This window comes from Ruegeria sp. B10, from assembly GCF_056539825.1.
Map to the genome: position 1 here is coordinate 1 of NZ_JBQFVP010000011.1, position 26336 is coordinate 26336.

26 protein-coding genes and 1 tRNA gene are annotated in these 26336 nt (G+C 56.8%); 16 read left to right on the forward strand and 11 right to left on the reverse strand.

All coding sequences use genetic code 11. From position 1 onward, the window contains the following. Nucleotides 1–255 precede the first annotated feature (255 nt). Together msrQ and msrP are read right to left on the reverse strand one after the other, a co-directional pair. A complete protein-coding gene (gene msrQ / locus ACR0J4_RS15655; protein ID WP_170549983.1) occupies nt 256–870 on the reverse strand; it encodes a protein-methionine-sulfoxide reductase heme-binding subunit MsrQ in 615 nt (204 codons plus the stop codon). Nucleotides 871–873: 3 nt separating this feature from the next. Beyond that, nucleotides 874–1776 (reverse strand): protein-methionine-sulfoxide reductase catalytic subunit MsrP, encoded by a 903-nt coding sequence (gene msrP, locus ACR0J4_RS15660; RefSeq protein WP_170643624.1) that lies wholly within the window; start codon nt 1774–1776, stop codon nt 874–876. Between the two features lie 198 nt (nt 1777–1974). Between msrP and ACR0J4_RS15665 the strand changes: the two genes are divergently transcribed. The 3 genes from ACR0J4_RS15665 (at nt 1975) to ACR0J4_RS15675 (ending at nt 4622) form a co-directional block, all read left to right on the forward strand. Then, nucleotides 1975–2934: a hypothetical protein gene (locus ACR0J4_RS15665; RefSeq protein ID WP_170643623.1), complete on the forward strand. Its 960-nt coding sequence runs from the start codon at nt 1975–1977 to the stop codon at nt 2932–2934. Nucleotides 2935–3062: 128 nt separating this feature from the next. Then, nucleotides 3063–3878, forward strand: a complete 816-nt coding sequence (locus ACR0J4_RS15670) for a cyclase family protein (RefSeq protein ID WP_170549992.1) — start codon at nt 3063–3065, stop codon at nt 3876–3878. Between the two features lie 201 nt (nt 3879–4079). Continuing rightward, nucleotides 4080–4622: a hypothetical protein gene (locus tag ACR0J4_RS15675; RefSeq protein WP_170549995.1), complete on the forward strand. Its 543-nt coding sequence runs from the start codon at nt 4080–4082 to the stop codon at nt 4620–4622. Between the two features lie 50 nt (nt 4623–4672). On the opposite strand, the gene clpB is transcribed toward ACR0J4_RS15675, so the two are convergent. Then, nucleotides 4673–7291 carry an ATP-dependent chaperone ClpB gene (gene clpB, locus ACR0J4_RS15680; protein ID WP_170549998.1) on the reverse strand — a complete coding sequence of 873 codons (2619 nt, stop codon included), beginning with the start codon at nt 7289–7291 and terminating at the stop codon, nt 4673–4675. A 191-nt stretch (nt 7292–7482) separates the two neighbouring features. Here clpB and ACR0J4_RS15685 point away from each other — a divergent pair, with 191 nt between their 5' ends. After that, nucleotides 7483–8067 (forward strand): isopropylmalate isomerase, encoded by a 585-nt coding sequence (locus tag ACR0J4_RS15685; protein WP_170641757.1) that lies wholly within the window; start codon nt 7483–7485, stop codon nt 8065–8067. On the opposite strand, the gene ACR0J4_RS15690 is transcribed toward ACR0J4_RS15685, so the two are convergent. After that, entirely contained in the window at nt 8037–8354 is a 318-nt protein-coding gene (locus tag ACR0J4_RS15690; protein ID WP_170641755.1) for a hypothetical protein, read from the reverse strand. The two genes, ACR0J4_RS15685 and ACR0J4_RS15690, sit on opposite strands and share 31 nt — an antisense overlap. A 139-nt stretch (nt 8355–8493) precedes the next feature. Between ACR0J4_RS15690 and pyrF the strand changes: the two genes are divergently transcribed. Beyond that, nucleotides 8494–9198 carry an orotidine-5'-phosphate decarboxylase gene (gene pyrF, locus ACR0J4_RS15695; RefSeq protein WP_170643622.1) on the forward strand — a complete coding sequence of 235 codons (705 nt, stop codon included), beginning with the start codon at nt 8494–8496 and terminating at the stop codon, nt 9196–9198. A gap of 388 nt (nt 9199–9586) precedes the next feature. Next, nucleotides 9587–10840: a DNA polymerase IV gene (locus tag ACR0J4_RS15700; RefSeq protein WP_170643621.1), complete on the forward strand. Its 1254-nt coding sequence runs from the start codon at nt 9587–9589 to the stop codon at nt 10838–10840. Nucleotides 10841–10843: 3 nt separating this feature from the next. Here the strand turns inward: ACR0J4_RS15700 and ACR0J4_RS15705 are convergent, their stop codons facing one another. Beyond that, nucleotides 10844–11704 (reverse strand): N-formylglutamate amidohydrolase, encoded by an 861-nt coding sequence (locus tag ACR0J4_RS15705; RefSeq protein ID WP_170643620.1) that lies wholly within the window; start codon nt 11702–11704, stop codon nt 10844–10846. A gap of 147 nt (nt 11705–11851) precedes the next feature. Here ACR0J4_RS15705 and ACR0J4_RS15710 point away from each other — a divergent pair. The 5 genes from ACR0J4_RS15710 to ACR0J4_RS15730 all read left to right on the forward strand — a co-directional run bounded on the left by ACR0J4_RS15710 (nt 11852) and on the right by ACR0J4_RS15730 (nt 14567). Beyond that, nucleotides 11852–11926, forward strand: a tRNA-Val gene (locus tag ACR0J4_RS15710). Nucleotides 11927–12017: 91 nt separating this feature from the next. Further along, nucleotides 12018–12143 carry a type B 50S ribosomal protein L36 gene (ykgO, locus tag ACR0J4_RS15715; RefSeq protein WP_008755722.1) on the forward strand — a complete coding sequence of 42 codons (126 nt, stop codon included), beginning with the start codon at nt 12018–12020 and terminating at the stop codon, nt 12141–12143. A 203-nt stretch (nt 12144–12346) separates the two neighbouring features. Beyond that, nucleotides 12347–13363: a Fe(3+) ABC transporter substrate-binding protein gene (locus ACR0J4_RS15720; protein ID WP_170550012.1), complete on the forward strand. Its 1017-nt coding sequence runs from the start codon at nt 12347–12349 to the stop codon at nt 13361–13363. 119 nt (nt 13364–13482) lie between these two features. Beyond that, nucleotides 13483–14037 (forward strand): helix-turn-helix transcriptional regulator, encoded by a 555-nt coding sequence (locus ACR0J4_RS15725; RefSeq protein ID WP_170643619.1) that lies wholly within the window; start codon nt 13483–13485, stop codon nt 14035–14037. Beyond that, nucleotides 14034–14567 carry a GNAT family N-acetyltransferase gene (locus ACR0J4_RS15730; RefSeq protein WP_170643618.1) on the forward strand — a complete coding sequence of 178 codons (534 nt, stop codon included), beginning with the start codon at nt 14034–14036 and terminating at the stop codon, nt 14565–14567. Before ACR0J4_RS15725 ends, ACR0J4_RS15730 begins: the two co-directional genes overlap by 4 nt. Before the next feature lie 164 nt (nt 14568–14731). Here the strand turns inward: ACR0J4_RS15730 and ACR0J4_RS15735 are convergent, their stop codons facing one another. The 3 genes from ACR0J4_RS15735 to ACR0J4_RS15745 form a co-directional block, all read right to left on the reverse strand. Next, nucleotides 14732–15388, reverse strand: a complete 657-nt coding sequence (locus ACR0J4_RS15735) for a lipid-binding SYLF domain-containing protein (protein ID WP_480668729.1) — start codon at nt 15386–15388, stop codon at nt 14732–14734. Between the two features lie 164 nt (nt 15389–15552). Further along, nucleotides 15553–16413: a tyrosine-protein phosphatase gene (locus ACR0J4_RS15740; protein ID WP_170643617.1), complete on the reverse strand. Its 861-nt coding sequence runs from the start codon at nt 16411–16413 to the stop codon at nt 15553–15555. 67 nt (nt 16414–16480) lie between these two features. Next, a complete protein-coding gene (locus ACR0J4_RS15745; RefSeq protein ID WP_480668730.1) occupies nt 16481–18139 on the reverse strand; it encodes a sulfatase-like hydrolase/transferase in 1659 nt (552 codons plus the stop codon). Nucleotides 18140–18481: 342 nt separating this feature from the next. Between ACR0J4_RS15745 and ACR0J4_RS15750 the strand changes: the two genes are divergently transcribed. Then, nucleotides 18482–19375: a helix-turn-helix domain-containing protein gene (locus ACR0J4_RS15750; RefSeq protein ID WP_170643616.1), complete on the forward strand. Its 894-nt coding sequence runs from the start codon at nt 18482–18484 to the stop codon at nt 19373–19375. Nucleotides 19376–19396: 21 nt separating this feature from the next. Here ACR0J4_RS15750 and ACR0J4_RS15755 read toward each other — a convergent pair whose 3' ends face one another. Both ACR0J4_RS15755 and ACR0J4_RS15760 read right to left on the reverse strand, forming a co-directional pair. Then, complete coding sequence (locus ACR0J4_RS15755; RefSeq protein WP_170643615.1) at nt 19397–20167, reverse strand: hypothetical protein; 771 nt, start codon at nt 20165–20167, stop codon at nt 19397–19399. 74 nt (nt 20168–20241) lie between these two features. Beyond that, nucleotides 20242–20757, reverse strand: a complete 516-nt coding sequence (locus ACR0J4_RS15760) for a DUF805 domain-containing protein (protein WP_170641590.1) — start codon at nt 20755–20757, stop codon at nt 20242–20244. A 378-nt stretch (nt 20758–21135) separates the two neighbouring features. On the opposite strand from ACR0J4_RS15760, the gene ACR0J4_RS15765 reads away from it, so the two are divergent. The 3 genes from ACR0J4_RS15765 (at nt 21136) to ACR0J4_RS15775 (ending at nt 24648) form a co-directional block, all read left to right on the forward strand. Further along, nucleotides 21136–21447, forward strand: coding sequence for a hypothetical protein (locus tag ACR0J4_RS15765; RefSeq protein WP_480668731.1), 312 nt, complete (start codon nt 21136–21138; stop codon nt 21445–21447). Nucleotides 21448–21571: 124 nt separating this feature from the next. Then, nucleotides 21572–23116, forward strand: a complete 1545-nt coding sequence (locus tag ACR0J4_RS15770; RefSeq protein WP_170643614.1) for a ShlB/FhaC/HecB family hemolysin secretion/activation protein — start codon at nt 21572–21574, stop codon at nt 23114–23116. Between the two features lie 1328 nt (nt 23117–24444). Next, on the forward strand, nt 24445–24648 hold the full coding sequence (locus ACR0J4_RS15775; protein WP_170550039.1) for a hypothetical protein: 204 nt from the start codon (nt 24445–24447) through the stop codon (nt 24646–24648). Nucleotides 24649–25074: 426 nt separating this feature from the next. Here ACR0J4_RS15775 and ACR0J4_RS15780 read toward each other — a convergent pair whose 3' ends face one another. Further along, nucleotides 25075–25779, reverse strand: coding sequence for a helix-turn-helix transcriptional regulator (locus ACR0J4_RS15780; protein WP_170643613.1), 705 nt, complete (start codon nt 25777–25779; stop codon nt 25075–25077). A gap of 106 nt (nt 25780–25885) precedes the next feature. Between ACR0J4_RS15780 and ACR0J4_RS15785 the strand changes: the two genes are divergently transcribed. Then, nucleotides 25886–26323, forward strand: coding sequence for a VOC family protein (locus ACR0J4_RS15785; RefSeq protein ID WP_170643612.1), 438 nt, complete (start codon nt 25886–25888; stop codon nt 26321–26323). The last annotated feature ends 13 nt before the right edge of the window (nt 26324–26336 follow it).

Below are 26336 nucleotides of genomic sequence, written 5' to 3' on the forward strand. Positions count from 1 at the left end.
GCGTCCCCGCCGCCTCAGCAGCGCCCCAGCGCCTCAGCAGCGCCGGTGAAGGGGGTTCTAAGGTTTAGCGCAGAAGGCCGCAAGCGGAAAAAGCAAAAAAGCGAAGAAAAATTCGGATACCCCATTTTGTTACACAAAAACATAAACTTAATGAAGGCGGATACCGCGCAGACAACCCCAATCGCCGCCCCGACTATTCGGAATCGCTGCCACCAGATCATTGTCCACACAGTTACCCACAGACTCGGTCAGAACCTACGCGGAATCGGCCTGCCTCAGCCGAGTCAGCAGGCCTGGTATCGGCAGACGCGCTAGCAGCAGCCCTATGATCGCGGCGAGATAGAGAAGCGGTTCTAGCTGGAAACCCTTCGCCAACATCACATAGTGGATCCCGCCAAGCAGAACGGCCGGATAGACCAGTTTGTGCAGCTTGCGCCAGCGCGGGCCAAGTTTTCGCACCGACCAATTGTTCGATGTCACCGCCAAAGGCAGCAAGAGAATGAACCCTGCCATGCCGACAGTGATATAGGGCCGCTTGAGGATATCAGCCCAAATCTGGCCAAGCAGCTGAACGTCCAGCACCAGCCAGACCAGCAGGTGCAGCGCAACATATGCAAAGGCCAGCACGCCGATCGCTCGGCGGAACTTCATGAGGTTCAAGCCAAGATGCTGGCGCAGAGGGGTCACTGCCAGGCCAAGAATGAGCAGCTGCAGGGCCAGCTCCCCCAACTTATGTTCGAGCGCTGTGATCGGCTCGACCCCGAGCCCCCCTGTGAGCGCAAGATACAGGAACCAAGGGGCCGGAAGGGCCCCAGCCAGATAGACCGCCCAAACGGGAATCTTGCGTATGGCCTGGTTCACTGCTTGCATGGCTCAATAGTATTCCTTGAGGTCCATACCTTCATACAGGCTGGCGACCTCTTGTTCATAGCCATTGAACATGAGGGTCGGGACACGCTTGGCAAACAGACCGCCGCCGATCTGACGCTCAGACGCCTGAGACCAGCGCGGATGGTCCACATTCGGGTTCACATTACTATAGAAGCCATACTCGCGCGGTGCGGACATGTTCCAACTGGTGGGCGGCTCATCCTCGGTCAGAGTGATCTTTACGATCGACTTGATCGACTTGAACCCGTATTTCCAGGGCACCACCAACCGCAGCGGAGCGCCGTTCTGGTTCGGGATCGAACGGTCATAGATGCCTGTCGCCATGATGGTTAGCGGGTGCATCGCCTCATCCAAACGCAGACCCTCGCGGTAGGGCCATTCCAGAATCGGGAAGCGCGTTCCGGGCATCTCATCCGGACGGTAGGCGGTTTCAAAGGCTACGTATTTCGCGCCCTCCTGCACACCCGCCATATTGAACAAGTCGGCCAGTTCGAACCCGTTCCACGGAATCACCATCGACCAGGCCTCGACACAGCGGAAGCGGTAGATGCGTTCTTCGACTGTCATCTCGGACATTATGTCCTTGAAGTCATAGGTGCCGGGGCGATCGACCAGACCGTCGATCTGAATGCTCCAAGGTTCGGTCACGAGTGTATGGGCATATTTGGCCGGATCGTCTTTGCCGGTGCCGAACTCGTAGAAGTTATTGTAGCTGGTGATCTCTTCCCAGGTGTTCGGCTCCAGCGCTTCTTGCGCGGCTGCGGGGCGGGCCATCGCGGTCAGCCCGACACCTGCCAGCCCGGCCATAACCTGCCGCCGGTTCAAAAACGCCGCCCTTGGGGTGACGTCGGCATGTGTCAAAGTGTTGGTCCAGCGATGCGCCATTTGGGTCTCCGTAGTGAATCCGCCTCAGAGTGAGGTAGTCCGCTGATAGCACAGAGCCAAGGAAACAGGCGTCACGATTGAGCGAACAGACTGTAACGCAACTGCGTCAGCCCGCGACTAATGCGTTTTGGGCGGCTGGTTCTAACAGTCTCAATTAGGTATGCGGGAATCATCCAATAGTTGATCAGAGTTGATCCCGTGCTCGTATTTCAGGCCTTTCCTTTTTCGCTGTCCGTTTTGTGGCGCTATATTATTGTCTTTCCCGTCCTGCTGGTCGCGCTTATCGTCTACGGGTTGATAGGCGGAATACTGAGCGCGCTGATCGGGCTGCTCATTCCGGGACTGTCGGTTTTGATTTCGTTTTTTGTAGGCGCATCCTCAGGCGTCATCCCGATGCTGGTCGGCAGCCGTTTGGGCCTGCAGGCCTACGAGGTTTCTCCGAGTAACAGTTACCGCAAGTTTGTCTTTCCAGCGGTCATCTACGGCGCCGTCGAAGCCATTGGGATCAGTGTGGCCGCCGCCCTAATCGCCGCGCTCGCCGTCGGTGCTGTCAGCGTAGGGGGCGGCGTTCCCGAGGACCCGGCCGCGTTCTTTGCAACCCTGACACCCGTGCATATCACGATGTTCTCGGGTGTTGTGATCCTGCTTTTTGCGGCGATCTGCGCGCTAAGGGCCGGGTTTCTGGTGCCGATTGCGGCGGCCTCGATCGGGCGGGACCCCAATGGCCGCCCTTATACCCCTTTCAACCATTTCGGTGCTTTCTTTCTGCAGCTTTTCGCCGTGGTGGCGATCAGCTTTGTCGGTGCTATCTTTTTCTTTGCTCTGTTTATCGTTGGACTTACCGCAATCTACGGTCCGAGCACTCTGGTCGACGACATTCAATTGATCGGCGAGATGACGACCGGAGCGGCCCCGTTTTCAGTCACTGCGCCGATGATTGCAACGGTCGTGGCCTATGTCCTTTTGGCTAGCTGGGCCTTCAGCTATCAATGCGCTGGCGGGGTTCTGGCTTATCTGCGCCTCAGCGGTGGTGCCGTGCGCAAGGCTCCAAGCACTGAGACATTGATTCAACCCGCACCGCAGCCCACGACCAGCTCAGGCCCAAAAATGAGTTCGGAAGAGCTGCGTGCCCTGCGCAAAAGCCGTGAGTTCCGCTAGGACGCCCGGCGCGCCTTAACAGACGGCACCCTTTACACAGAAGGGGTCAGCGCGGCACTCTGCCTGATAGGTGGTACGGTCCGCGACACCGGTCGCCCGACCCTGCCACCCATCAGGGAGGATACCGAATGTGTGATATCTGCGTAATGAATGCCGTCAAAGACAAGATGCTGTCCCGGCGGAGCTTCTTCAAAGCCGCCGCAGCCACTGGCGTGGCAGCCGCCGCAACGGGCGCGCGTACTCCGGCGGCATTGGCCGCAGGGCATGGCGGGGTCGAGGATATGACCCACACCCTTAGCCCCGAGTTTCCAACATGGGGAGGTGAGCCGGGCGTCTCCGCCGAACAGGCGTTCAACTTCGGGGATCACGGGTTCAACCTGTTCAACCTGTCGATCAACGAGCATACCGGCACCCATATCGATGCGCCCCTGCATTTCTCGGCCGACGGAACCTCAGTCGATGAGATCCCGGTGACGGACCTGGTTGCGCCGCTTTGTGTTGTGGATATCGCGGCCCGTGCCGCCGAAGACGCCGATACCCGCGTGACGCCTGATGACCTCAAGGCGTGGATCGCGGCGAACGGAGACATCCCCGACGGCGCCTGCGTCGCCATGCATTCCGGCTGGGGTGGAAAAACGGCGACCGACGAGTTTCGCAATTTCGACGGAGAAGCACAGCACTATCCCGGCTTCCACGTAGAGGCCGCCCAGATGCTGATGGAGGAAACCGGAGCGCGATCCATGGCGGTCGACACGCTGTCGCTGGATCACGGCATGTCCGCCGATTTCGCCACACACTACGCCTGGCTGCCCACCGGCCGGTTCGGGATCGAGTGTCTGGCCAATCTCGACCGCGTCCCAGCCGCCGGGGCTACACTGGTGATAGGAGCGCCCAAGCACAAAGGCGGCACTGGAGGCCCGGCCCGGATTTTCGCTTTAGTTTAAAGAATAAGCGGAACAGTGCCCGCCTGTTTGGGTGGGCACAAACAAATTTCTGCGATTACCGGTCATGCAAATCGAAGCCGAAATCGACATAGTCAATGCAACCCATTTAAAAATATAAAGTTTTTGACTTGGCCAGTGCCACACAATGTGTATTCTTGGTTCGCGGCCAACTAAAATAGATAAATGCGATAGAGATTTGCTGTGAATACAACTACGCTTCGAATTGAAATCCTGATTATTGGATTTCAAAGTACTTTATGGCTTTTGCTTATTTTCGACCTGAGCATGAATGATGCGAGTGCATTTCTCAACGAAGTAAGCGAGGTGGAAATACTGGCGACGGTCACATTCATTGCATGGTGCTATTCGATTGGTGCTGTGATAGACGGCCTAACTGCATTTTTAGAGAATGCCTGGCACAAGAAACTTACTTTTCGTTTTTCCGAAGATGAGCACGTAAAAGAGTGGGGGGACTCGTCGTATTTTTACCTGAAATTCCCAGAGGCCAGTGAAAGTTTTTCTCAGAACGACTACAGTTTGCGACTCCTCAGATCGACAGCTTTCAATTTGTTTGTACTGGCGGCAACGATGGAATTGGTGAAAACCCAGACGCTACCGGCAGTTACACTATTTTTCACAGCCACTGGGGTTTTGATCGTTTGGTACCGAAGGAAAATCCGCTCCGAAGCACGCCGTAAGCGAGTATACAAAGCGGCTGCAAAGTTGAACGAAATGACCGGCTGATCGGAATTTCAAAAAAGGCCCGCAAAAAAGCGGGCCTTTTTTCCAATAGATCAATGCACTACGGCATCATCCGGGCGGGGCCGGTCTGAGGTGCCCAGCCGGTCGCCGATGATCAAGCCCTCAGCGCCAGCGGTGACGGGGACGGTCTCGCCATCCTTGATCTCACCGGCCAGCAGCGCCTCGGCCAAGGGGTTCTGCAAAGCGCGCTGGATCACACGCTTCAGCGGGCGCGCACCGAAGACCGGGTCATAGCCCTCATCGGCAAGCCACTGTTTTGCGCCCTCGTCCAGAACCAGCTCGATCTTGCGAGTGGCCAGACGTTTTTGCAGACGCGCCATCTGGATATCGACGATGCCATCCATATCGGCCCGCTTGAGCCTGTCAAAGATGATCGTCTCGTCCAGTCGGTTTAGGAATTCGGGCCGGAAATGTGCCCGGACCGCATCCATCACATCCCGCCGCGCCTGCGCGCTGTCGGCCCCTTCGGGCAGTTGGCTCAGCGCCTGAGAGCCGAGGTTCGACGTCAGGATGATCAGCGTCTGCTTGAAGTCCACGGTACGACCCTGACCATCGGTCAGAACGCCATCGTCCAGAACCTGCAACAGCACGTTGAACACATCCGGGTGCGCCTTTTCGACCTCATCAAACAACACGACCTGATAGGGCCTGCGCCGCACCGCTTCGGTCAGCACACCGCCTTCATCGTAGCCGACATAGCCCGGAGGGGCACCGATCAGACGGGCAACCGCGTGTTTCTCCATGAACTCGGACATATCGATGCGAACCATCGCGTTGTCGTCGTCGAACAGGAAGTTCGCTACGGCCTTGGTCAGTTCGGTTTTACCTACGCCGGTGGGCCCGAGGAACAGGAACGAGCCCAGCGGGCGGTTCTCGTCGTTCAGGCCCGCGCGCGCGCGGCGCACGGCGTTGGACACGGCGGTCACGGCGGCATCCTGGCCGATCACACGGGAGTGCAGATCGTCTTCCATCCGCAGCAGCTTCTCGCGCTCCCCTTCCAGCATTTTGGCGGTCGGGATGCCGGTCCAGCGTTCGACCACGGATGCGATCTGTTCCGGGCGCACCGTTTCCTCGGCCATCATGGCGTTACTTTCGGCGTTTTCAGCCTCGGTCAGCTTTTTCTCAAGCTCGGGGATGATGCCGTAGGACAGCTCACCGGCTTTTGCCAGATTGCCTTCGCGTTTGGCGATTTCCAAGTCAGCACGGGCTTTGTCGAGCTGTTCTTTCAGATCACGCGCACCCGCGAGCTTGTCACGTTCGGCCTGCCACTGGGCAGTCATCTCAGCCGATTGCTCCTGCAGATCGGCCAGATCCTTTTGCAGGGTGTCCAGACGATCCTTCGAGGCCGCGTCATCCTCAAGCTTCAGCGCTTCTTCCTCGATCTGCATCTGCAGGATCTGGCGATCCAACTGATCGAGCTCTTCCGGCTTGGAGTCCACCTCCATCCGCAACCGCGATGCCGCCTCATCAACAAGGTCGATAGCTTTGTCGGGCAAGAAGCGGTCAGTGATATAGCGATGCGAGAGCGTCGCAGCCGAGACCAGCGCCGAGTCGGAAATGCGCACGCCATGGTGTAGCTCATACTTTTCCTTAATGCCGCGCAGAATGCTGATCGTATCCTCGACCGTCGGTTCAGCCACAACAACAGGCTGGAAGCGGCGCGCAAGGGCCGCGTCTTTTTCGACGTATTTGCGGTATTCATCCAGCGTGGTCGCGCCAATACAATGCAGCTCACCCCGGGCAAGCGCAGGCTTGATCAGGTTGGCCGCATCCATCGCGCCGTCGGATTTACCGGCGCCGACCAGCGTATGCATCTCGTCGATGAACAGGATGATTTCCCCGGCGGCCTCGGTAACCTCGGTCAGCACCGCCTTGAGGCGTTCTTCGAATTCGCCCCGGTATTTCGCACCAGCTATCAGCGCACCCATATCAAGCGCGAGCAGCTTCTTATCTTTCAGCGATTCCGGCACGTCACCGTTGATGATGCGCAGGGCCATACCCTCGGCAATCGCGGTTTTACCGACACCGGGTTCACCGATCAGAACCGGGTTATTCTTGGTGCGGCGCGACAGAACCTGCATCGAGCGTCGGATTTCCTCATCCCGTCCGATGATCGGATCGATCTTACCCTCGGCCGCGGCCTCAGTCAGATCGCGCGCATATTTCTTGAGCGCGTCATAGCCCTCTTCCGCCGACGCGGTGTCCGCGGTGCGACCCTTACGGATATCATTGATGGCTTCGTTCAGTTTCTGAGCGGAAACGGCCCCGGCCTCCAAAGCGTCCTTGGCTTTGGATTTGACCATGCAGAGAGCCATCAGCACCCGTTCCACGGGCACAAAGCTATCGCCCGCCTTGGTGGCAATCTTCTCAGCCTCGTCCAGAACCTTGGCGGTCTGGCCATCCATGTAAATCTGGCTCGCGTCACCGCTGACCTTCGGGATTTTCCCCATCGCGGCGTCCAAGGCCTCAACCACGCGTTTCGGCGCGCCGCCCGCGCGGGTGATCAGGTTGCTCGCCAGCCCCTGATCATCGTCCATCAATGCCTTAAGTATATGTGTGGGCTCCAGTCTCTGGTGCCCCTCGCGCAGCGCAATTGTCTGCGCGGCCTGCACGAATCCCCGTGCCCGCTCGGTGAACTTGTTCAAGTCCATAGCATTCTCCTTTTCTCAAGCGCCCCGTTTTGATGCGCCCGCTTGGCGGCACGCGTCGATTGAGGCCTCACATTCAATTTGGGTAATGTCGGCGTGTATTCAAGATTGTCTTGGCAGAATAACATGATGCATGCTGGGAACCTGAATAATCTCGGTCAATTGCGAAAAAACCGTCTTAGGAGCGCGCCTTTATGATCTCAGCCACTGCGTTGCGCAGCTGCATTGCAGAACAATGGTCGCCCACTATTGGCGACCCAAGCGTGATCGGTTGGCTCACGGTTGCCGCATACGGTATTGCCGCGCTCCTGTGCCTGCGCGCAAGGCGCAATTCCCACGTCCGGTGGTTTTGGCTGATCCTTGCGCTGCTGCTGTTTGCGCTGATGGTAAATAAACAGCTGGATCTGCAGTCCGCGCTTACGGCCAGCGCCCGCTGCCTATCGCAGATGCAAGGTTGGTACGAGGATCGCAGGTCGGTCCAGATCGGCTTTATCATTGTGGTCGTGTTCAGCGGCTTCTGGGTCTCACTTGTCAGCCTCTGGTTCCTTCGTAAAAACTTGCGAGAGGTCGGCATCGCCCTGATCGGCTTTGTCACCCTGATCTGCTTTGTGCTGATCCGCGCCGCCGGGTTTCACAACTTCGATGCCTTTCTGGGTGCCGAGATCATGTCGATCCGAATGAACTGGCTTCTGGAACTGTCCGGAATCGCCCTGATTGCGGCGAATGCAGCATGGGTGGGCAGACGCCGTCAGCCACGCGGAATGGAGTATACCGAATAGCCGCCGGTTTGCGCCACCGGCTCTAACGTATATGTCTCGACCAAGGATTTTTCAGCGCTGCTGCCGGTCGGGCACGAGACAAGATCGGCGGTGTGATCCAGAAATTCGACGGTAAAGGCGCTCTCACCTGTAAGCTGGCACCAATCATCCTCGGATCGGTAGCCCCGGACCAGAGGAAGGTTGTCATTGGTCGGCGCGGGCGCCGCGCCTGTGTCAGATGTGCCTGAGGCGGGTTCATCGCAGGCGCCCATCATCAGCGCCACTCCCAGCAAGGCAAGCTTTCTCATCTTCTGTCCCTTCATGTGAGCTATTGATCGATTTGAGCCACTGTAACACAGATCATCCTCTTTCGATTGGACGGACCTGCATGGACAGTTGCGCCCGAACCCGCTAGGAGGCAGACGTTTGCCAGCAAGGAGACCCAACATGTCCGATGACCGCCTGATCGTAGCCCTTGACGTCCCGAACGCTCTGCAAGGTTTGGCGATGGCCGAACGGTTGGGTGATGCGGTCTCGTTCTACAAGATCGGGCTGGGAATGCTGACGGGCGGTGGTCTGGCTCTGGCCAATGAGCTGAAACAGGACCATGGCAAGCGCATCTTTCTGGACATGAAGCTGTTCGACATCGGCAACACGGTAGAAAACGCTGTCCGTGGTCTAGCGCAGTTCGATCTGGATTTCCTGACCGTTCATGGCGACCCGCATGTGGTACGCGCGGCAAAGGAGGGTGCCTCCGGCAAGGACCTTAAAATCCTCGCGGTAACCATCTTGACCTCACTGAACCGCGACGATCTGGATGCCAGCCTGTTGAAAGCAGGCGATGTGCAGGATCTGGTGGTTGAGCGCGCGACCAAAGCGCTGGAGGCCGGGGCCGATGGCGTGATCGCCAGCCCGCAAGAGGCCGCGCTGATCCGCGCCCTGCCCCAGGCCGAGGGCCGGTTGATCGTGACACCGGGCGTGCGCCCTGCCGGGGCTGCTCTGGGCGATCAAAAACGCGTCGCAACGCCGGCCAGTGCGATCGGAGATGGGGCGGATCATATTGTTGTCGGGCGTCCGATCTATCAGGCGGAGGACCCGAAAGCCGCAGCCGAGGCCGTTCTGGCCGAGTTAAAATCATTGACACGCCGTTGATCGCGGACGGGCATTCAACGCCTCAGATCTCCGAAACAGCAGTGATTTCTTTACCTTAGGTCAACGTTGGGAATATTCCCCTGATTTCCCCCTGTGCCCGAAAACACACAAACTCAGCACAAGTTTTAGGGAAAAACGCGGCCACCTATCTAAATATAGCGTTTTGAGCGATTCTGGGGCGGAGTTACTCCCCAACGAACTACCTCTTCCTGTGGTTCGTTACCTTCCCCCCGCCCCAAGCGGGGGGTTTTCTTGACAGTCCAACTCTCTGCTCAAACCGCCAGATTTCTGAAGACTGTCGAAGCCTCTGTTGCGTTCTCACGAAAGCCGATAGACACTACAGCTTCGAACACCCGGAGCCACCCTTTTCGGGTCGGGAAAAGTAGCCATGCCCACGATCTGCCGCGAATGCCTGACCAGTTTCCCGGACGCGCCGCGATGCCCGTCCTGCGGTAGCCCGCGGCTGAAATCGCACCCCGAGCTGTTTGACCTGTCGATTGCGCATATGGATTGTGATGCGTTCTATGCCTCGGTTGAAAAGCGCGACAATCCTGAATTGGCAGACAAGGCAGTGATTGTGGGCGGTGGGAGACGCGGGGTCGTCTCAACCGCTTGTTACGTGGCGCGTATCCGAGGGGTGCGCTCGGCCATGCCGATGTTCAAAGCGCTGCAACTGTGTCCGGACGCCGTGGTGATCAAACCGCGCATGTCAGTCTACGCCGAGGTATCCCGTCAGATCCGTGCGATGATGGATGAACTGACACCCAAGGTCGAACCCTTGTCGCTGGACGAGGCTTTCCTTGATCTTTCCGGCACCGAACGTCTGCATGGCGCGCCGCCAGCGGTGATGCTGGCGCGTCTGGTCAAGTGCATGAAGGATGAGCTGGGGCTGACCGGCTCCATCGGGTTAAGCCACAACAAGTTTCTGGCCAAGGTCGCCTCGGACCTCGACAAGCCGCGGGGGTTTTCCGTGATCGGGAAAGCAGAGACGGCTGACTTCCTGCACGACAAACCCGTCAGGCTGATCTGGGGCATCGGCCCGGCAGCGCAGGAATCGCTGGAGCGCGCGGGGATCCGTACCTTCTCGGACCTTCTGCGCTGGGATCAGGAGGCGCTGACCGCGCGGTTTGGATCGATGGGATATCGCCTGTGGCATCTGGCGCGCGGTCAGGACAAGCGCCGGGTATCGGCCCATGAACCGATGAAGTCGATCAGCAACGAAACCACGTTTTTTGAAGACACCTCAAACCTCGAGATTCTGGATGGGCATCTGTGGCGCATGGCGCTGAAGGTCTCGGACCGGGCCAAGGCCAAGGATCTGGCAGGCCGGGTGGTGACGCTTAAGTTGAAAAAGTCCAATCATAAGATCATCACACGCCGCGTATCGCTGCGCGATGCAACACAGATCGCGGATCGCATCTATAGAACGGCGCGCGGGCTGTTTGATCAGGTGGGAGATCAGGGTCCCTATCGTCTGTTGGGATGCGGGTTGTCGGATCTGTGCCCGGCAGATCAGGCGGATATCTCAGGCGACTTACTGGACCCTAACGCGACGCGCAGGTCTCAGGCCGAGCGCGCCACGGATGAGATTCGCAAACGGTTTGGAAGTGATGCAATCGTGAAAGGCCGCGCGCTGCGGTAACGCCTATTCCGCCGCCAGCCGCTGCGGTTCGGAACCGATCTCGGCAATCTCGGCGATCACTTGCCGCAGTATCTTGGAGAAAGCCATGAAATTGGCTTTGGGAGAGATCGTGTCTTCGTTCATGTAGATTGAGCGGTCGATCTCAACCTGAATCGCATGTCGTTGCCGACCGGGGCGACCGTAGGTTTGGGTCACATAAGCCCCGGCAAAGGGCGCGTTCCGCGCAACGACCAATCCCGTCGAGGTAAAGGCAGACTCAATTCGGTCCACGATCTCAGTTGATGCCGATGCACCGAAACGATCGCCCAGCACAATCTCGGGGCGTGTGTTGCGCGCGGTGCTGGCCATGGCCACCGCCTCATGCGGCATCGAATGGCAATCGACCAGAATCGCCTGCCCGAATTTCGCATGTGACTCTGCCAGCAAGGCCTTGAGGCGGCTGTGATAGGGGCGCCAATAGGTGTCGATGCGCAGGCGCGCCTCATCCATGGTCAGTTTGCCACGATAAATCGCACGCCCATTTGCCACCACGCGGGGAATCACCCCAAGCCCCGAGGCCACGCGCGGATTGTGCCCTTGCCGTTTGGCCCCTTGAATTAAGGCCGGGTCCAGCTCATCCGCGCTGCGGTTAAGGTCCAGATAAGCCCGTGGCATCGCCGCCTTGATCAACGGCGCCCCAAAATCCGAGGCCGAGGCAAAGAGCTGATCCACAAAGGCATCTTCCGAGGATCGAATCACATCAGACCCCAAAACCGAGCGCTTCAGAAACGCCTCTGGATAGTCACGGCCACTATGCGGCGATGAAAAAACAACGCATGAACTGCGGTTTTCGGGCATATCCAGAAAATAGGAAGGGTTCTTCATGGTCTCTCCGTGTTCAGGATTAACATAGACTGGAAAATAGTTCTTCCAAACCCCTTGAACCCCTTTGCGACTCCTTTTATAGACCCCGCTACCGGCGCGGGTATCCGCGCCCCATTTCGTTAAGGGGCAGGACACGCAAAGGGACGTGGGCGGTTAGCTCAGCGGTAGAGCACTTCGTTGACATCGAAGGGGTCACAAGTTCGATCCTTGTACCGCCCACCATCTATTCACTGCTTCGGCTCGCCGAGGCACCCGACAAACCCAGGCGCTGGCCACGTCTTTGATGAAGGCGCCGCAGATTGGAGACAGACCCATGAAGGTCAAGAACTCGCTCCGCTCGCTCAAGAACCGGCACCGTGATTGCCGTATTGTGCGTCGCAAAGGCCGCGTCTACGTGATCAACAAGACGCAGCGCAAGTTCAAAGCTCGCCAGGGCTAAGAACTGCACATATCTCTTCGAAAGAACCGCGCCTTTGGGTGCGGTTTTTTTTGTGCCTGTTGGCTTCGTTCAGCGTCGCTAACCAAAGCGCCCCATATGTCGCACGATTTTTGTCGGGTTTCGCTTGCAAACCAAATCCAATGCGTTAATTGAGTGTTTAACTCGGGTTTACCCCGGTGGAATACTCAATGTTGGGAGCAATCATGTTTAAATCCACGACCTGTATCGCGGCTGGCCTTGCAGCCATGGTCGCCACATCCGCAGCAGCAGAAGGCGAGCTGAACATCTATTCGTCGCGCCACTACGACACCGACGAGCGCCTCTATTCGGATTTCGAGGATGCAACCGGCATCACCATCAACCGAATCGAAGGCAAAGCAGACGAGCTGATCGCGCGCATGGAAGCCGAGGGCGTGAACTCCCCCGCTGATATTCTGCTGACCGTCGACACCTCGCGTCTTGAGCGCGCGAAGAACGCGGGCGTGCTGCAGACAATCGACAGCGCCGTGTTGGAAGAGCGTATCCCGTCGAACCTTCAGGACAGCGACAACCAGTGGTTCGGTTTCTCGCAGCGGGCGCGCATCATTTTCTACAACAAAAAAGCAGTCTCCGAGCCGCCGCAGACCTATGCTGATCTGGCAGACCCCAAATACAAGGGCCAGCTGTGCATCCGCTCGAGCACCAATGTCTACAACCAGACCCTGCTGGCCTCGATCATCGAAAACGCCGGATCCGAAGCCGCCAAAACCTGGGCCGAAGGCGTAGTGGCCAACATGGCGCGTGACCCGCAAGGCGGTGACACCGACCAGCTGCGCGGCGTCGTCTCAGGTGAGTGTGACCTTGCCGTGTCCAACACCTACTACTTTTCCCGCGCGATCCGGAAAGACGTCGATGGCGTCTCGGCCGAGCGTGACGTGATCGGCTGGGTTTTCCCGGATCAGGACGGCAATGGCGCGCATGTGAACCTGTCGGGTGGCGGTGTTGCCGCAAATGCGCCGCACAAGGATAACGCCATCAAGTTCTTGGAATATCTGGCAAGCGATCAGGCGCAGCAGTATTTCTCGGCCGGCAACGACGAATACCCAACGGTTGAGGGCGTCGCGGTTTCCGAGTCCGTGGCCGAGCTGGGCGATTTCAAAGCAGACGATGTTGATCTGTCGGCCGTCGCCAAGAACCTGCCCGAAGCGCAGAAAACCTTTAACGAGGTTGGCTGGAAGTAAGACGCCTCCAAACTCAAGAAGTACAAAGGGCGCGGTAAATTTCGCGCCCTTTTTATTTTGCAATATTGTATTTCATAGCTATTATTCTCACATACGGAAACTATTCTCACAATTGATCAATGTTAGATTCCCTCTCAAGCCGCCTTGCCATCCGCCTGAAGGAGCTGCGCCAAAGCCGTGGCTGGTCATTGGATCAGCTGGCGGACAGTAGCGGCGTCAGCCGGGCAACCCTTTCGCGTATGGAAAAGGCTGGGGTCAGCCCGACGGCAGAAACACTCGGCCGACTTTGCGCCGCGTATGGTCTGCCAATGTCGCGTTTGCTGATGATGGTCGAGGACAGTTTCGACCCCAAGGTCCCGTTTGAACGGCAACCCGAATGGAGCGATCCAGAAACGGGGTTCACGCGCCGATCCGTCTCACCCCCTTCAACCGGATTGAGCGGTGAGGTGCTGGAATGCCACCTGCCGCCGGATACGGTGGTTCGGTACGAAACGCCTCCGAAACCGGGGCAGGAACACCACCTCATCGTTCTGGATGGAAGCCTGAAGCTCACCGTGGACGGAACAGCGCACTCGCTCGGTGGAGGTGACTGCCTGCGATACCATCTGTCCGGCCCGACACAATTTGAAACCGGCGCCACCCGAGGCGCGCGCTACATGCTGGTACTGATATGATATCACGACTAACCGATGCCACCTTCGACGCGGCGCTAAAGGACTTGACCGACATCCTGCATGGTTGCGTACATGCGGGCGCGAGTATCGGGTTCATCTTGCCGTTCCACCACGCAGACGCCCAGCGCTATTGGGAGACTCGCGTTCGCCCTGAACTGCGCGCAGGAGCCTTGGACCTGTTTGTTGCGGAAAGCGGAGGGCGTATCCGTGGGACGGTACAGTTGATTCCGGCCTCAATGCCCAATCAGCCGCACCGCGCCGATGTCGCCAAGCTTTTGGTCCATCCAGACGCCCGACGCCAAGGCCTTGGGCGCAGCTTGATGAACGCGCTCTTCGCTCGCTCATCTGAGCTGGGTAGAACAATGCTGGTGCTCGATACACGCAGCACCGACCCATCGCGGATTCTCTACCAAGGTCTTGGCTTTCAAACAGCAGGAGAGATTCCGAACTACTGCCGCAACCCGTTCGAACCCACACTGGAGGCGACAACCTTCATGTTCAAAGACCTCAACCAAGCGCCAAAGCCATAGACCGGAGACGCGCTTTGAGTTGATCTGTCCAGGTCGTCAGGTTTTAGGACGGAAAGCAGGCGACCCTCGTGACGGATCAAACGGGACTATTTGAACAGAGGCCATGGGTGCCTCGTATCAAGAAATGAGCGAACCTTGCTTGTGTGACGCAGTCACCCAGTAGTTCACTTTTCGATCTTGGTGATCTTTGTACCCTGAAGACCGGCGCCTGCCATAAGCCCTTCTTGCCCAAAGATGATTGGCACGATGTCGCCCTGCAGATCGTTTGTTCCCATCGAGGCCGACCAGCCTTCGTCACCGCCAACGAGCGTGGGGCCACTGCCGACCTCCCACCCATCGTTGTTCTGCATATAGGCAAGGGCGTCGGAGTTGAGGAAAAACAGAGCGTAAGAGAAATGCTGAATACCAGCCTGAAAACCATAGGACGCACCGGCAATATTGTAGTACCCGGTCGTGACGCCGTTTTCCCGCATCGCGCCCTCTCCAAACTGACCTCCAACCATCAGGCCGCCTTTGGTGATCCTGGGAAAAACCAAAATTGCTACTGCTTTGTTGGACAATTCCGCCGCTTCAGGGGAGTTCGCGAGAAGTTGCCCGAGTGCTGCATCTACACTGGCGTCGATCTCAGACGCAGTCGCCCCGTCCGTCGCATGCAGTACGGTCTCGCCTGCCGATTCAGCGACATCCCCAACCTTTTTGGCCGCATCAGAAACCCCTTCTGTCACTTTGTCCAAAAAGTTCTGTGCGTTGGCAGTTGAACTGTTTGAAAGGTGGAAAAAACCCACCATCGCGATGCAAGCCAAAGGCATAAAGCGCAGCATTTCTTCCTCCTCTGGGTTTTGTTTTGCAGAACCGTACCTGAGACCCTTTGTGGTGGAAACCCATTGGCTGGCATCTGGTACGAACGCTTGCTTCGCACGGTTTTGGTGTCCGAAACCGCCAGCCTTCGACCGATTGTTTTCACAAGTGATTTTTTGCGGCTGGCTCAGTTCAGATACCGGTTGCGTAGGGTGTCAAAATCCGCATCCGTCAGCCCCAGCCCCTGGCGAAGGTAGTCGTCGACCGAGCCATAGCTTGCCTCAACGCTCTTGTAGAACTCATCAAGATAGGCCTCTCGCACCCCCAACGATGGCCAGACTGCTTCCGGCGTCATATTTGTCCCTTCGGCCGCATTGACCTCGGCCGCGATCTGCTGGGCCTTGTTGTCCGCGTCCTTGAGCGCATTGCTCATCATGAAATCCGATTGGATCTCGTCTTTGGAAACACCAAGCGCTGTCAGGACGAGCGCGGTCGCGACACCGGTACGATCCTTGCCGCCTGAACAATGATACAGAACTGCCTCACCCTCCGGCTGGTCCAGCAACACGTCGAACAGATCGCGATACTCTTCGGTGTAGTCAGTTGCGATATAGCCAAAAGCCCCTAAGAACAAACCATCTGTTTCTGCTTCGGTTGCCGTGCCCGCCTTGATGCTGGCACGCATATCATCAATCATCTGGCTTTCATTCTCCATCACCGGGAAATGATGGCGCGCGGGTCCCTCTCCTTCAGGCCATTGCGCGGGATGCGCCGTTGCCTCGGACGTTGTTCGCAAATCAACGATTGCGCTGACACCCATGTCGTCCAGGCGCTGCATGCTGTTTGCGCTGATCTGGTCGATCTCACCGGATCTGATTAGCTGCCCTGCCCGTACGGTGCGACCGTCCTGTGTTTCCAGGCCACCCAGATCGCGTGTATTCAAGACACCCTCTAGCGGGATGGCACGATCTTCGGCTGCAAGAACAGGATGAAAGGTACCGGCGACAAACAGCAGGGTCGCAGCACCGATAGATCTGAATAGTCTCATGTCTCTCTCCATTGCTGTTTCGAGCGGGACTGTGATCGACGCGCCCCGAAGAGCGCGTCGTTGAAGGCTATTCTTGCCAGTTCATGAACACCTCGCGTGCCTCTTGGCTTTCAGGGCGCAGGTTTTCGATGCCGCCATAGGGGATATCCTTGCCGATCTCGGAGTTTGGATATTTAGCGATCATTTTCTGATGGCGCTTAATCATATCTTGGAACGAGGCACCGGCCCAAAGAGAGTATCCAACCAGCGGGTGTTCTTCGCGGGGGTCGCGATAGACGTTATAGGTCGGCGCTGCGGCCCCGGGGGCGCCGGGCGCGGGCAGATGCATCTTGAACTCTTGCTTAACGACCGAACGCAGAACCGGCCCCTCATAGACATACACGTAGTCGCGGCGGCCATTGCCCTCACCCTCAAGCAGCAAGGCGGTCTGGTCGATGCCGTCAATCACCCGGTCGCGCGGGATGAAATCCGTCGCCCCTGCGATGCGGGCCATCGTCGTGTAGATATCCGAGACGTGAAAGATGTCACCGGCAGCGCTGTCGGCTTCAATCACTCCGGGCCAGCGGATGAAGGCATCGGTGCGGACACCGCCCTCAAGATGCTGGGTCTTGCCGCCGCGATAGATCAACTGGTTCAGGCCCGAGGTCCCCTCGTAGTGATACATCAACCCGTTGTCCGCCATGATCATGACGATGGTGTTGTCGGCCTCGCCGGTCTCATCCAGTTTGGCCAGCACCTCTCCGATCCAGCCGTCGAGCAGTTGCAGCTTGTCGGCATGGAAGCCGCCGTTCCGCGAAAGCGCCTGATCCGGGTAGGCGAAGTTCAGCGGGTAAAGCGGCCAGTATTGCAGAAAAAACGGCTCATCCTGCGCGGCGACTTGTTCAAGCTGCTCCAGTGCCTGCGCCTGATAGCGTTCGTTCATCTGTTCGTATTTGGCCTGCGTCCACTCTTCGCCCGCTTCCATGTCAACTTCGCGCGCGGTGCCGCCTGCCTGTGCCTCGACACCGGTGACCAGACCGTAGGGCTTGAACCGTTCATCCAGCAGAAACTGGTTGTTCTGCCCCGAGGAGTGATATCCCAGCATGTTGTTGGCCTCCATGGCCTCGCGGGTCATCAGGCTGAGTTGAACCTGCTGGTGCAGCGGAAAAACCGCGTAGTCAAAGCCCTGATTGTGCGGATAGGCTTCTTCGATATCGCCCTGATGCCACTTCCCTACATGCGACGTGTTGTAACCAGCCTGTTTCAGGATCTCCGGCAGGGTAACCTCGCTTGCGGGCAGTCCCTCGCCGACCAGGGCAACCTTAACCTCTTCCACTCCGGCCCGGATCGGGTGCCGACCGGTCAGCATGGCCGTGCGTGTTGGCGTGCAGGAGGGCTCCGTATACATGCGCATCAGCGACATGCCTTCACTGGCGAAGTCGTTGATATTGGGGGTCTCGATCCCCATCACATAGTTCATCTTGCGCTCGCCCATCTGGCCGAAGCTGATGTCGTCGATAAGAATATACAGAAAGTTCGGAGGCTTGCCGTCATTGGCCTCGCGGATCTCGGCCAACCTAGCCTCAATCTCAGCATCCTGCGCGTCCCATTGATCCCCGAACTGGGCCCGCAGGAATTCGAACTCACCATCATGAACGATCGCCTCTTGCTGCGCGCTTGCAGGCATGACGCCCAGCATGGCAAACAAACAGGCTGCGACACTGGTCTTACCTAAGGCTTTAGTCACTCTCGGACCTCCTTTTGACACTCGTAGATTCCAACGCCTGAACGATCAGTTCGTGGCATTTTGCGGAAAGGGATTGATTTGACTGTTTTGCCAGCTCTGAAAGCTGGCAATGTTCCGAAGGCGTCAGGAACGTCACCACACGTTCGGATCGGGCATCCCCCTTCGGTAGCCGAGGGCGGCCCATTATCGTATCGCTTGAAGACTCCGGCTTCACTTGACATTCCACCTATCGAATTCGTTACATTACCGGTAAACTGTCAGGATCTGGGGGTGGACCACATCAAGAATTCGCCAAATATGCGAAACGCGGCGCCGTCCGGTTGGGACGGAGCGTCACCGGCGATGGCCCTATCTCTTGATCATCCAAACAGAATCGGAGAGCTCACGCCCTGGGAGATCGACTTTCGGCAGCTCGATCCCGGGCGGTTGTCCACGGCGATAACCGTGCGTTCAGGACAGGCTGTCTCTGCCCTCAACATCGCGATGAACCAGCGTGTCCACCAGCGTGGTGTTTCGCCGGACGGATGGAAGACATTTGGCATCCCCACGCGCGGTGCAATCGAAAAGTGGCAGGCCAAAGACGTCACGGACAGCGCCTTTCTGGTCTTCGGTGATCGGGATGGCTTTGATGGCATCACGACCGCAGGGTTTTCAGGAAGCGTTGTTTCGTTTGCAACTGAAAGGCTAGAAAAGCTGGCCGAAACCTGCGGGTTTTACATCGAGGGCGACGAACCGGAAGCCCGCAAATTGGGCACCAAAGCGGGGTTGGCCAGCATGGCGCGACTGCAGGGGGCTGTCGTCCGGTTGCTGAACGACGCAACTGCCAACTGGTCTCAGGACACTGAAGAGGCGCTGATGCTTGAGGCCCTCAAGATCCTGACCGATACGGACGCGCATTTTGACAAAAGCCAAGCCGAGACCAGACGGCGCTCCCTGAGCCGCGCAATTGATCTGATGCTTGCCAATCTGGAGGACCCGATCTCAATCGAAGAGATCTGCTCGGAATGCGCAGCTTCGTGGCGCACATTGGACCGCGCCTTCAATGAACAGTTCGGCCTTGGCCCGAAGTCATATTACATGAGGCTCCGGCTGAACCGGGTTCGCGAGGACCTGCTGAACAGGTCCTTCGATGGCTCAATAGCGGATGCTGCCAACCGCCACGGGTTTTGGCATATGGGCCAGTTTGCGAAAGACTATCGACTGTTTTTCGGTGAGCTGCCTTCGGACACAAAGTAAGGTGCCAATCGGAGGGTGGAATCAATTGCATTGATCATACCTGTAGTCCCCGTATTCCAGCCAGTTTGCCGAGCCTTCGCTAAAAATCAGAAACTCGGATCTGTCTTCCCCAAGCAGGGCAACGACAAATCCGGCGGGCGGCTCATAGTTTCCGAAGTAACTGTAGGCCGTCATGGCTCTGATCGACTCGCCGTTGACCGTTACTCGCGCGTCCCATTCTCCCTCCGGGTTGTCCAAAATTACGGGTTCGATGACTCGCTCTACCGCTCCGCCACCACAATAGACGATGCCTTCTGGGGGTTCGTAGGAGGCCCCTTGACTAGCACCTGAATCGCAGGCGGAACGAAGGGACCGAATTGCCGCGCTGGAACCTTTCAAGTCAAAGAGACCGTAGCTGACATCTTGATCAATCATAGACAGACTAACGGATGCATTGGCCGCAAGTTGGTCCAGTATAAAACCATAGTCCTGCTGACTATCGAAACTGACCTCTACGGGGTAATTATCGACGATTTGCACGACAGCGTTTTCTGCGCCAACCTGAAATGCACCAACTTCGGTCGTGCCGTTCTTCAAAAATCGAATGGAGAGCCCCTGCTTGTCCACAATATCCTGGCTGTCCTCATATCCAGCCGGAGCAAAGCGGATACGGTTACACTGAAGTTCCAGGGTCATGTTTCCGGTCTGAATAAAAGCATTGGGGTTAGGCCCGGAGTTGAACGACCACTCCGCTGATGCTGTGGTTGCCATTGTCATCATCAGCGTTCCAATGGAAATCTTTTTGAAACTCATTGTCTCTCTCCATGGTGTTGTGGTTCGTATTGTCATTCAGCCAGAGTTTCCGGCCCGTTACCCGGGCAACAAGGTTAGGAAACAGGTGCGCCGTATTCGTTTGCGCCTTCTTGGGAAGGTCGCGTCAGCCACCAGATCATCAGGATGGACAGAACCAATTGAAGAATTGAGACAACAACAATACCGGTCACACCCAGAACGGCCGCAGGTCCTCGCAATGCATCGGGGTTTTCGGTCCCTTGCTCCAATACCGAAAAGAACGCCACCCCACCCAGCATAACAAAAAGAGTTACAATGCTGAGCGCCATCGGCAGCAGCAAGTACCAGCCAGGTCGACCTGTATCATGTAGCCTCCGCCAACCGGCGGCCAGCATTGGTATGAGAACGGCCAGTTGGAAAACAGAGGAAAGAACCCGAGATCCCTGCCCGGTTTCGGGGTTGGTCCCGAATATGATTGTATCCAGCACAGCTAAAGCCGCACTCACGAGAACCACAAACAAGAAGAACCACCAGTATTCTGAGCGTATAGCCCGACCGGAGAACTGGAAGTATTTCGAGAAACACGTTTTAACGGCTTCACCAAATCCCATTTTTCAATCCTTTCTTCGTTTCTGTGCGGCCTCAGAACGCCTCGCGGACCCAAAAGCACGCATTCGCCCTTCTGGGTTTTCCCGCCTTCTATTTTTTGAACGCCAAAAACCTATCTTTCAATAAGGTAGCGAAATTTACGCGCGGAAAAAATGTTGATTTATGAAAAATAAGATTCAAACATGCGAATTCGACTAAGCTTTATTTGACCCCCGTTGTTATCGGCCCCGGCAATCAACCCAATATCGTTCTCCCGACCAATCTGTTGGCGACAAATCTTTGGGATAGGTAAGCACCGGATCGAGCTGTGCTCAATTGGCTGAATAGAAGCGGGCGCTTCAAAAAGGAGTGTCCAAATTCATTAAGTTCGAAGGACCCTGATGGAGAAAAAAATGACTAAAAAGACAGTGATGATTGCAGGCACAACTTTGTTTGCATTGCTTGCGGCATGTGACGAAACGAGTACGTCGGGCGCATCTGCCGAACCCACACCCGCTCAGCAGGCGTGTTTGCGAGATGTGGCCAAAACAACGAACAATTCGCAAGTCGTTGTGCTCTCGTCCGCGTTTAGCGAAGCTGGAACACAAGTCACTGTCGGTGTTGGTGAGGATCGTGCTCCTTGGAATTGTATTGCTTACACCGATGGCGCGACGGCTGGTATCGAGTTCCTGGGCGACGAAGGCGCATTGTAGTCTGCTCGCTGTGTATCTCGAAAGCACCAGTCGTGATCAAATTTGAATACCGGTAAGCTCAGACATTCTAACCTCGTAATAGGATTGGGCTTTAACTTGCTCAATCATGCTAAGGTTGTGGAAAATGCCCGTATCAAACTCGGTTGTATTTGCGATCATCTGCACTTTTGTGGCTATTGTATCCGTCCCAAAATACAGCATGGCCCAAACTTGGGACATAGCATCTCAGCACTCTGTCAGCGGCGTAACGGTGTATGATACGGATGAGCTGCTAACTTTTGCCGGTCAGTTGGCCTTTGATCGGTCGGGTCGCATCACAGCGGCGGATGTCGCATCAACGATCACGCAGATCTACCGAGAAGACGGTTACTTCTTGGCTGAGGCCTGGCCCGGTCCCGATGGGCAGAGCATAATTGTTGATGAAGGGCGTATTCAAACCATCGAAATTGAAGGTGTAGATACGCGCACGTTCCAAACCTTGGAAAAGATTTTTCGGCCCCTCACCACCGCATATCCAATAACTCTCAAACGATTTGAGCGGGCCGTTATGCTGGCCGAGGACATACCCGACTTGGACGTGTCGACCGAACTTGATTACCCGGATCAAGCTGGTGCTCGGCTGAGGGTATTGGGAGAGCCCCTGCGCAAACAAGCCGGCAGTGCGACACTTGACAACCCTCCGCGTGAGCTTGGAGAAGCGCTCAGCTTCTATATCGTACAAGAATTTTATTCGACGCTGACCGTCGGGGATTTGCTTCGATTTGAGGGGTCAGGCAACTACAATTGGGACAAAGACGACGAACACTCTTTGTGGGGCGCTGTTACCTATCGCACGCCGCTGAACAGCAATGGTCTGTACGGTGAGATTTTCTACGGAAACATAAACGCAAAACGTGACCTCTCGGGGGATTTTGCAAGAACAGATGTTGATGGCGAGAACTTCACTGTCGCGTTGGGATATCCCGTGATCCGCGATGTGGCCCGCTATGGGTACCTTCTGCTGGATTATCGCATTTCCGAAGCGGACTCAGTCAGTGGTGGCGTTCCACTGTCCAGTGACGCAAGTGTCGTTGGCCTGACATATCTCTACGGCCAAAACTATCCAAAAGGACAAGCTCTGGAAGCGGGGATAACCTTATCTTTTGGTGACAATGACAACGACACGACAGACGCGAATTTCGACGACGGAGACTCTTCGTTCTGGCATCTGCGGGGCGGCATTGGATACGAAAGCCCGCTAACGAGCTTGTCGCCCAACACAGCTTGGCGCACTGAGATTTGGGGGCAGTACACCACCGACCGGCTGCCCTCGGTCGAGGAGTACTTCCTTGGTGATCGTTATGCTTTGCGTGGATATCGGTTTGACGAAGTGGATGGTGATTCCGGGATTTCCGCGATTTTCGAAGTGTCTCACTCCTACTTTCCAAGTTCCCAAAGCATTCATCGCTTAACGCCCTTTGTCTTTTTCGACGTGGGCTACATCTCGAACAATGACCCTGCGAGTTTTGAAGTTGATAATGCTACACTGGCCTCGACAGGTCTGGGTTTGGACATTGAGTTTAAGCAAAACCTATTCCTGTCCGGATATGTCGGTGTCCCTTTGAGAGACGGCCCTTTGACCGACTCTGGAGATCCTGGCGCGTATCTTGCTCTGACAACAAGTTGGTGAGGATGTTATGAAACGGAACCGCATTGCTTTACTTACCGCAGCTTGTTTGTTTGCAGAACTGGCCGCTACGCAGGTCGTCGCACAGGGACATCATTTCGGGTGGTGCCGTGGCGTAGGGAATCCGCACCAGTCGAGCCAAGGATGTGGGCAGGCCGGTGGGCAAGGGGTAGGCAATCAAATTACCGGTCCAACGCAGCCGGTGGCAAATCAGTTGCCACCAAGGGGAACGCCGCAAACGCCCACGTCCGTTGCTGTGCCTGTCCTTGTGCCGGGCGCGGTCCCGAACGCAATTCCCGGTCGGGTTCCGATCGCAACGCCAATAGCGGTTCCGGGGCAAGTTCCAACTCCGATCGTAGCGCCGACCTTAGCTCCGCCCTTAGTGCCAAATCCGACACCAAACCGGGTTCCGACAGCCGTTCCCAATCAGGTTCCGCCATTGGCTACTGTGCCGCCGCAAGTTCCGACCGCGACTCCTAATCAAGTTCCGATAGCTGTTCCTGGCCAGGTTCCGCCTCAACCCAATGTGCCGCCACTTGTGCCGACAGCGACACCCAACCAAATACCAGTCGCCGTTCCTGGTCAGATCCCGCCTCAGCCTACCGGCCAAACTGCTGTGCCACCGCTTGTCCCAACCCCGACTCCCAATCAGGTTCCCATAGCGGTTCCTGGCCAGGTTCCACAATTGACACCAAGACCCACGGCAACTCATGTAGCCGTCCCAGGACATCAGAATCCACAAGGCGTCGTGACAATCATGCGCCCAAGGCCGAGGCCGACAACCGGCACTGTTCAGCAACCTGGCTCAACACAAGTGACCCACCACTTAACCCACCAAAGCAATTCAAAGAAACACGATCACGTCGCAGCAACACCCGGACGGCATGACCCGCACGACCTACCGAGATTCCGCAGCGCTGCGGCCAAGGAAAACTGGGAATGCGTTGCCAGCGGATTTGGACAGCGACGGTATGATGCTGGTCGAGGTGTCTTGCTTAACAACGGAGCGTTGCGGCACCTTGGAAACGTGGACGCAATGGCACGGGATGTACCAGCACGGCATCCAAAACACTCTGGCTGCATTATATCGGTCAAACGAAAGCAGCGTTGAACCGGTTTGGTGGGTTTTAGTGCGCTTGTAGCACTTGGCGCATCTTTAAGGTCATGTAGGTACGGGCACAACGCTGCGCCTCTGAAACTGATTGCATTCAGACAATAAAGGAGTCCGCGCTTTTGCCCGGAGATACGGAAACTGAGATTCCAGGGAATTCGTTTCCGGCCATTGCCTTGGCGCATCCGTTCTCAGCGTCACTACCAACGGGCACAGCTGGATGATCTGCGGCGACCATCGCATTGGTCACGCCACGACAGCCACGCTGACGGATCATGCGATCAACCTGCCCATGCACAGCAAAGGCATCCGCGACGACACGCTGAACCGTTCCTGGAGTGCTTGGGTACCGGAACGCATTGTCTGTATCACACTGTCCAGATCCCTCGGGAATTGCCGCGACCGGGCTTTTGCGCTGTTGTGAAAAAGCGGGCAAGCGACCGCAATCGTCCTCTCTGGCGCGCGCCGTGCACCAGATCATGGCCCATCGGTTGTGCAGACGGTCTTTCTGGAAGATACCCTCAAAACGCTCTGGCTCAAAGAGCTTGGTCAGATGCGCGAGCGGGTCGCCCTGGTACGCAAATGGATTGCGGTTACCAAATGCTCCGAATTTGGCGCTGACCAGCTTCCATTTTTTCGAAGCAATTCGGCATGTTTTCCCTCTCCCCCTAACAGAAGCGCGAGAAGCCGCTCCGACACGTGATCACGGCATCCATGTTGTTAAAGACGGTCGCGTAAAAGTTGCTCTGATTGGGAGCGGATGACATCACGAATCTGATCGGAGCGGTTTTTGAACCAGCGCTCCGCTGCGCTGCAGATTTCGCAAAGCGGTCCTGCGGCAAGCCCCGCCCTATGCCCCTTCTTCATAGCGCTTTCGTTCTGCATCACCTGCATAGCGCCATTCGGCGCGGAGTAGGTCCATTCGCCGAGGAATAATGTCTTCGAGGACCTCCGCGTCAATGATCCGCTCTGTCCGAAAGTAACGAAAACCTTCTCGCATCTCGCACCATGCGGCGATGATGCGGCTGGTGTCTCGATAACCCAGCAGTATGGGCCATATCACGCGACGGGTCTTTTGGCCTGAGTTATCTGAATACTTCAAGGCTATCTTTTTGCGACACCGAATGGCCAGACGAATGGCCGCCGCGCCGAGCACTTCATCCGGCTGAGCGACGGGCGCGACGCTGACGGCTGACTGAAGAAACGACGTCCGGTACTTGTCAGGAGCGACAGCTTCTAGCTTGGTGATCAACTTCTCAGCCGCCAGCGCAAGCTCGGGTTCGCCTCGGGTCTGGACCCACAGCACACCAAGCGTAACAGCCTCGATCTCATCCGGGGTCAGCATTAGCGGTGGCATATGAAAGCCGGGCTCCAACACATAGCCGACACCGGCCTCGCCATTTATTGGCACGCCCTGCCCCATCAGCGCAGCAATATCACGATACACCGTGCGCTTGGTCACGCCCAGTTCCTCACCAATGGACTGGGCTGAGATCGGGCCTTTGGCGCGCCTCAGAATCTCGATGACTTCAAATAGCCTGTCGCCGCGCCTCATGTGATCTCCTTTCTAAGAAACAGATCATACTGACACCATGCTGACAACACGCTGTCAGCATAGGCGCGGTAAAAGCAGGAAAGGCTTCAACCAAGGAGATCAGAATATGAGACGTTTCATAGCCTTAACCCTCGCCGCTGTTCTGCCAACAACACTCGCAGCGGAGTCTTCCGAGCGGCGGGGAACTGCGACGATCATGGCCATGGGCGCCTATGTGCCGACCGACAACATGGAGGAATCTGAGGCCTTCTACCGCGCCCTGTTCGACAGTGAACCGACAATCGAGCTACCAGAATTCGTGGCGTTCGACGTGGCTGGTGGCTGGTTCGCGATCGTGTCACGGGATAAGTACGCACCGGGGGCCGAGGCAGGTTCGGGCGCAGTTCCCCACCTGCAATCCGCCGATCTTGAGGTCCTGCACGCGCGCGCCATTGCCGCCGGAGCGACCACCCCGGAAATCATTGAAGAGCCTGGCATCCACCTGCTCAAGATCACCGATCCGAACGGTCAGCTGATCGAGTTTTTTAAACTGACAGTTAAGTGACGCACTCAACACT

Excerpts from the sequence above, each read along its gene's own strand:
- msrQ (WP_170549983.1), bottom strand. The coding sequence starts at position 870 with ATGCAAGCAGTGAACCAGGCCATACGCAAGATTCCCGTTTGGGCGGTC.
- msrP (WP_170643624.1), bottom strand. The coding sequence starts at position 1,776 with ATGGCGCATCGCTGGACCAACACTTTGACACATGCCGACGTCACCCCA.
- ACR0J4_RS15670 (WP_170549992.1), top strand. The coding sequence starts at position 3,063 with ATGTGTGATATCTGCGTAATGAATGCCGTCAAAGACAAGATGCTGTCC.
- clpB (WP_170549998.1), bottom strand. The coding sequence starts at position 7,291 with ATGGACTTGAACAAGTTCACCGAGCGGGCACGGGGATTCGTGCAGGCC.
- ACR0J4_RS15685 (WP_170641757.1), top strand. The coding sequence starts at position 7,483 with ATGATCTCAGCCACTGCGTTGCGCAGCTGCATTGCAGAACAATGGTCG.
- ACR0J4_RS15690 (WP_170641755.1), bottom strand. The coding sequence starts at position 8,354 with ATGAGAAAGCTTGCCTTGCTGGGAGTGGCGCTGATGATGGGCGCCTGC.
- pyrF (WP_170643622.1), top strand. The coding sequence starts at position 8,494 with ATGTCCGATGACCGCCTGATCGTAGCCCTTGACGTCCCGAACGCTCTG.
- ACR0J4_RS15700 (WP_170643621.1), top strand. The coding sequence starts at position 9,587 with ATGCCCACGATCTGCCGCGAATGCCTGACCAGTTTCCCGGACGCGCCG.
- ACR0J4_RS15705 (WP_170643620.1), bottom strand. The coding sequence starts at position 11,704 with ATGAAGAACCCTTCCTATTTTCTGGATATGCCCGAAAACCGCAGTTCA.
- ykgO (WP_008755722.1), top strand. The coding sequence starts at position 12,018 with ATGAAGGTCAAGAACTCGCTCCGCTCGCTCAAGAACCGGCACCGTGAT.
- ACR0J4_RS15720 (WP_170550012.1), top strand. The coding sequence starts at position 12,347 with ATGTTTAAATCCACGACCTGTATCGCGGCTGGCCTTGCAGCCATGGTC.
- ACR0J4_RS15725 (WP_170643619.1), top strand. The coding sequence starts at position 13,483 with ATGTTAGATTCCCTCTCAAGCCGCCTTGCCATCCGCCTGAAGGAGCTG.
- ACR0J4_RS15730 (WP_170643618.1), top strand. The coding sequence starts at position 14,034 with ATGATATCACGACTAACCGATGCCACCTTCGACGCGGCGCTAAAGGAC.
- ACR0J4_RS15735 (WP_480668729.1), bottom strand. The coding sequence starts at position 15,388 with ATGCTGCGCTTTATGCCTTTGGCTTGCATCGCGATGGTGGGTTTTTTC.
- ACR0J4_RS15740 (WP_170643617.1), bottom strand. The coding sequence starts at position 16,413 with ATGAGACTATTCAGATCTATCGGTGCTGCGACCCTGCTGTTTGTCGCC.
- ACR0J4_RS15750 (WP_170643616.1), top strand. The coding sequence starts at position 18,482 with ATGGCCCTATCTCTTGATCATCCAAACAGAATCGGAGAGCTCACGCCC.
- ACR0J4_RS15755 (WP_170643615.1), bottom strand. The coding sequence starts at position 20,167 with ATGAGTTTCAAAAAGATTTCCATTGGAACGCTGATGATGACAATGGCA.
- ACR0J4_RS15760 (WP_170641590.1), bottom strand. The coding sequence starts at position 20,757 with ATGGGATTTGGTGAAGCCGTTAAAACGTGTTTCTCGAAATACTTCCAG.
- ACR0J4_RS15765 (WP_480668731.1), top strand. The coding sequence starts at position 21,136 with ATGGAGAAAAAAATGACTAAAAAGACAGTGATGATTGCAGGCACAACT.
- ACR0J4_RS15770 (WP_170643614.1), top strand. The coding sequence starts at position 21,572 with ATGCCCGTATCAAACTCGGTTGTATTTGCGATCATCTGCACTTTTGTG.
- ACR0J4_RS15775 (WP_170550039.1), top strand. The coding sequence starts at position 24,445 with ATGATCTGCGGCGACCATCGCATTGGTCACGCCACGACAGCCACGCTG.
- ACR0J4_RS15780 (WP_170643613.1), bottom strand. The coding sequence starts at position 25,779 with ATGAGGCGCGGCGACAGGCTATTTGAAGTCATCGAGATTCTGAGGCGC.
- ACR0J4_RS15785 (WP_170643612.1), top strand. The coding sequence starts at position 25,886 with ATGAGACGTTTCATAGCCTTAACCCTCGCCGCTGTTCTGCCAACAACA.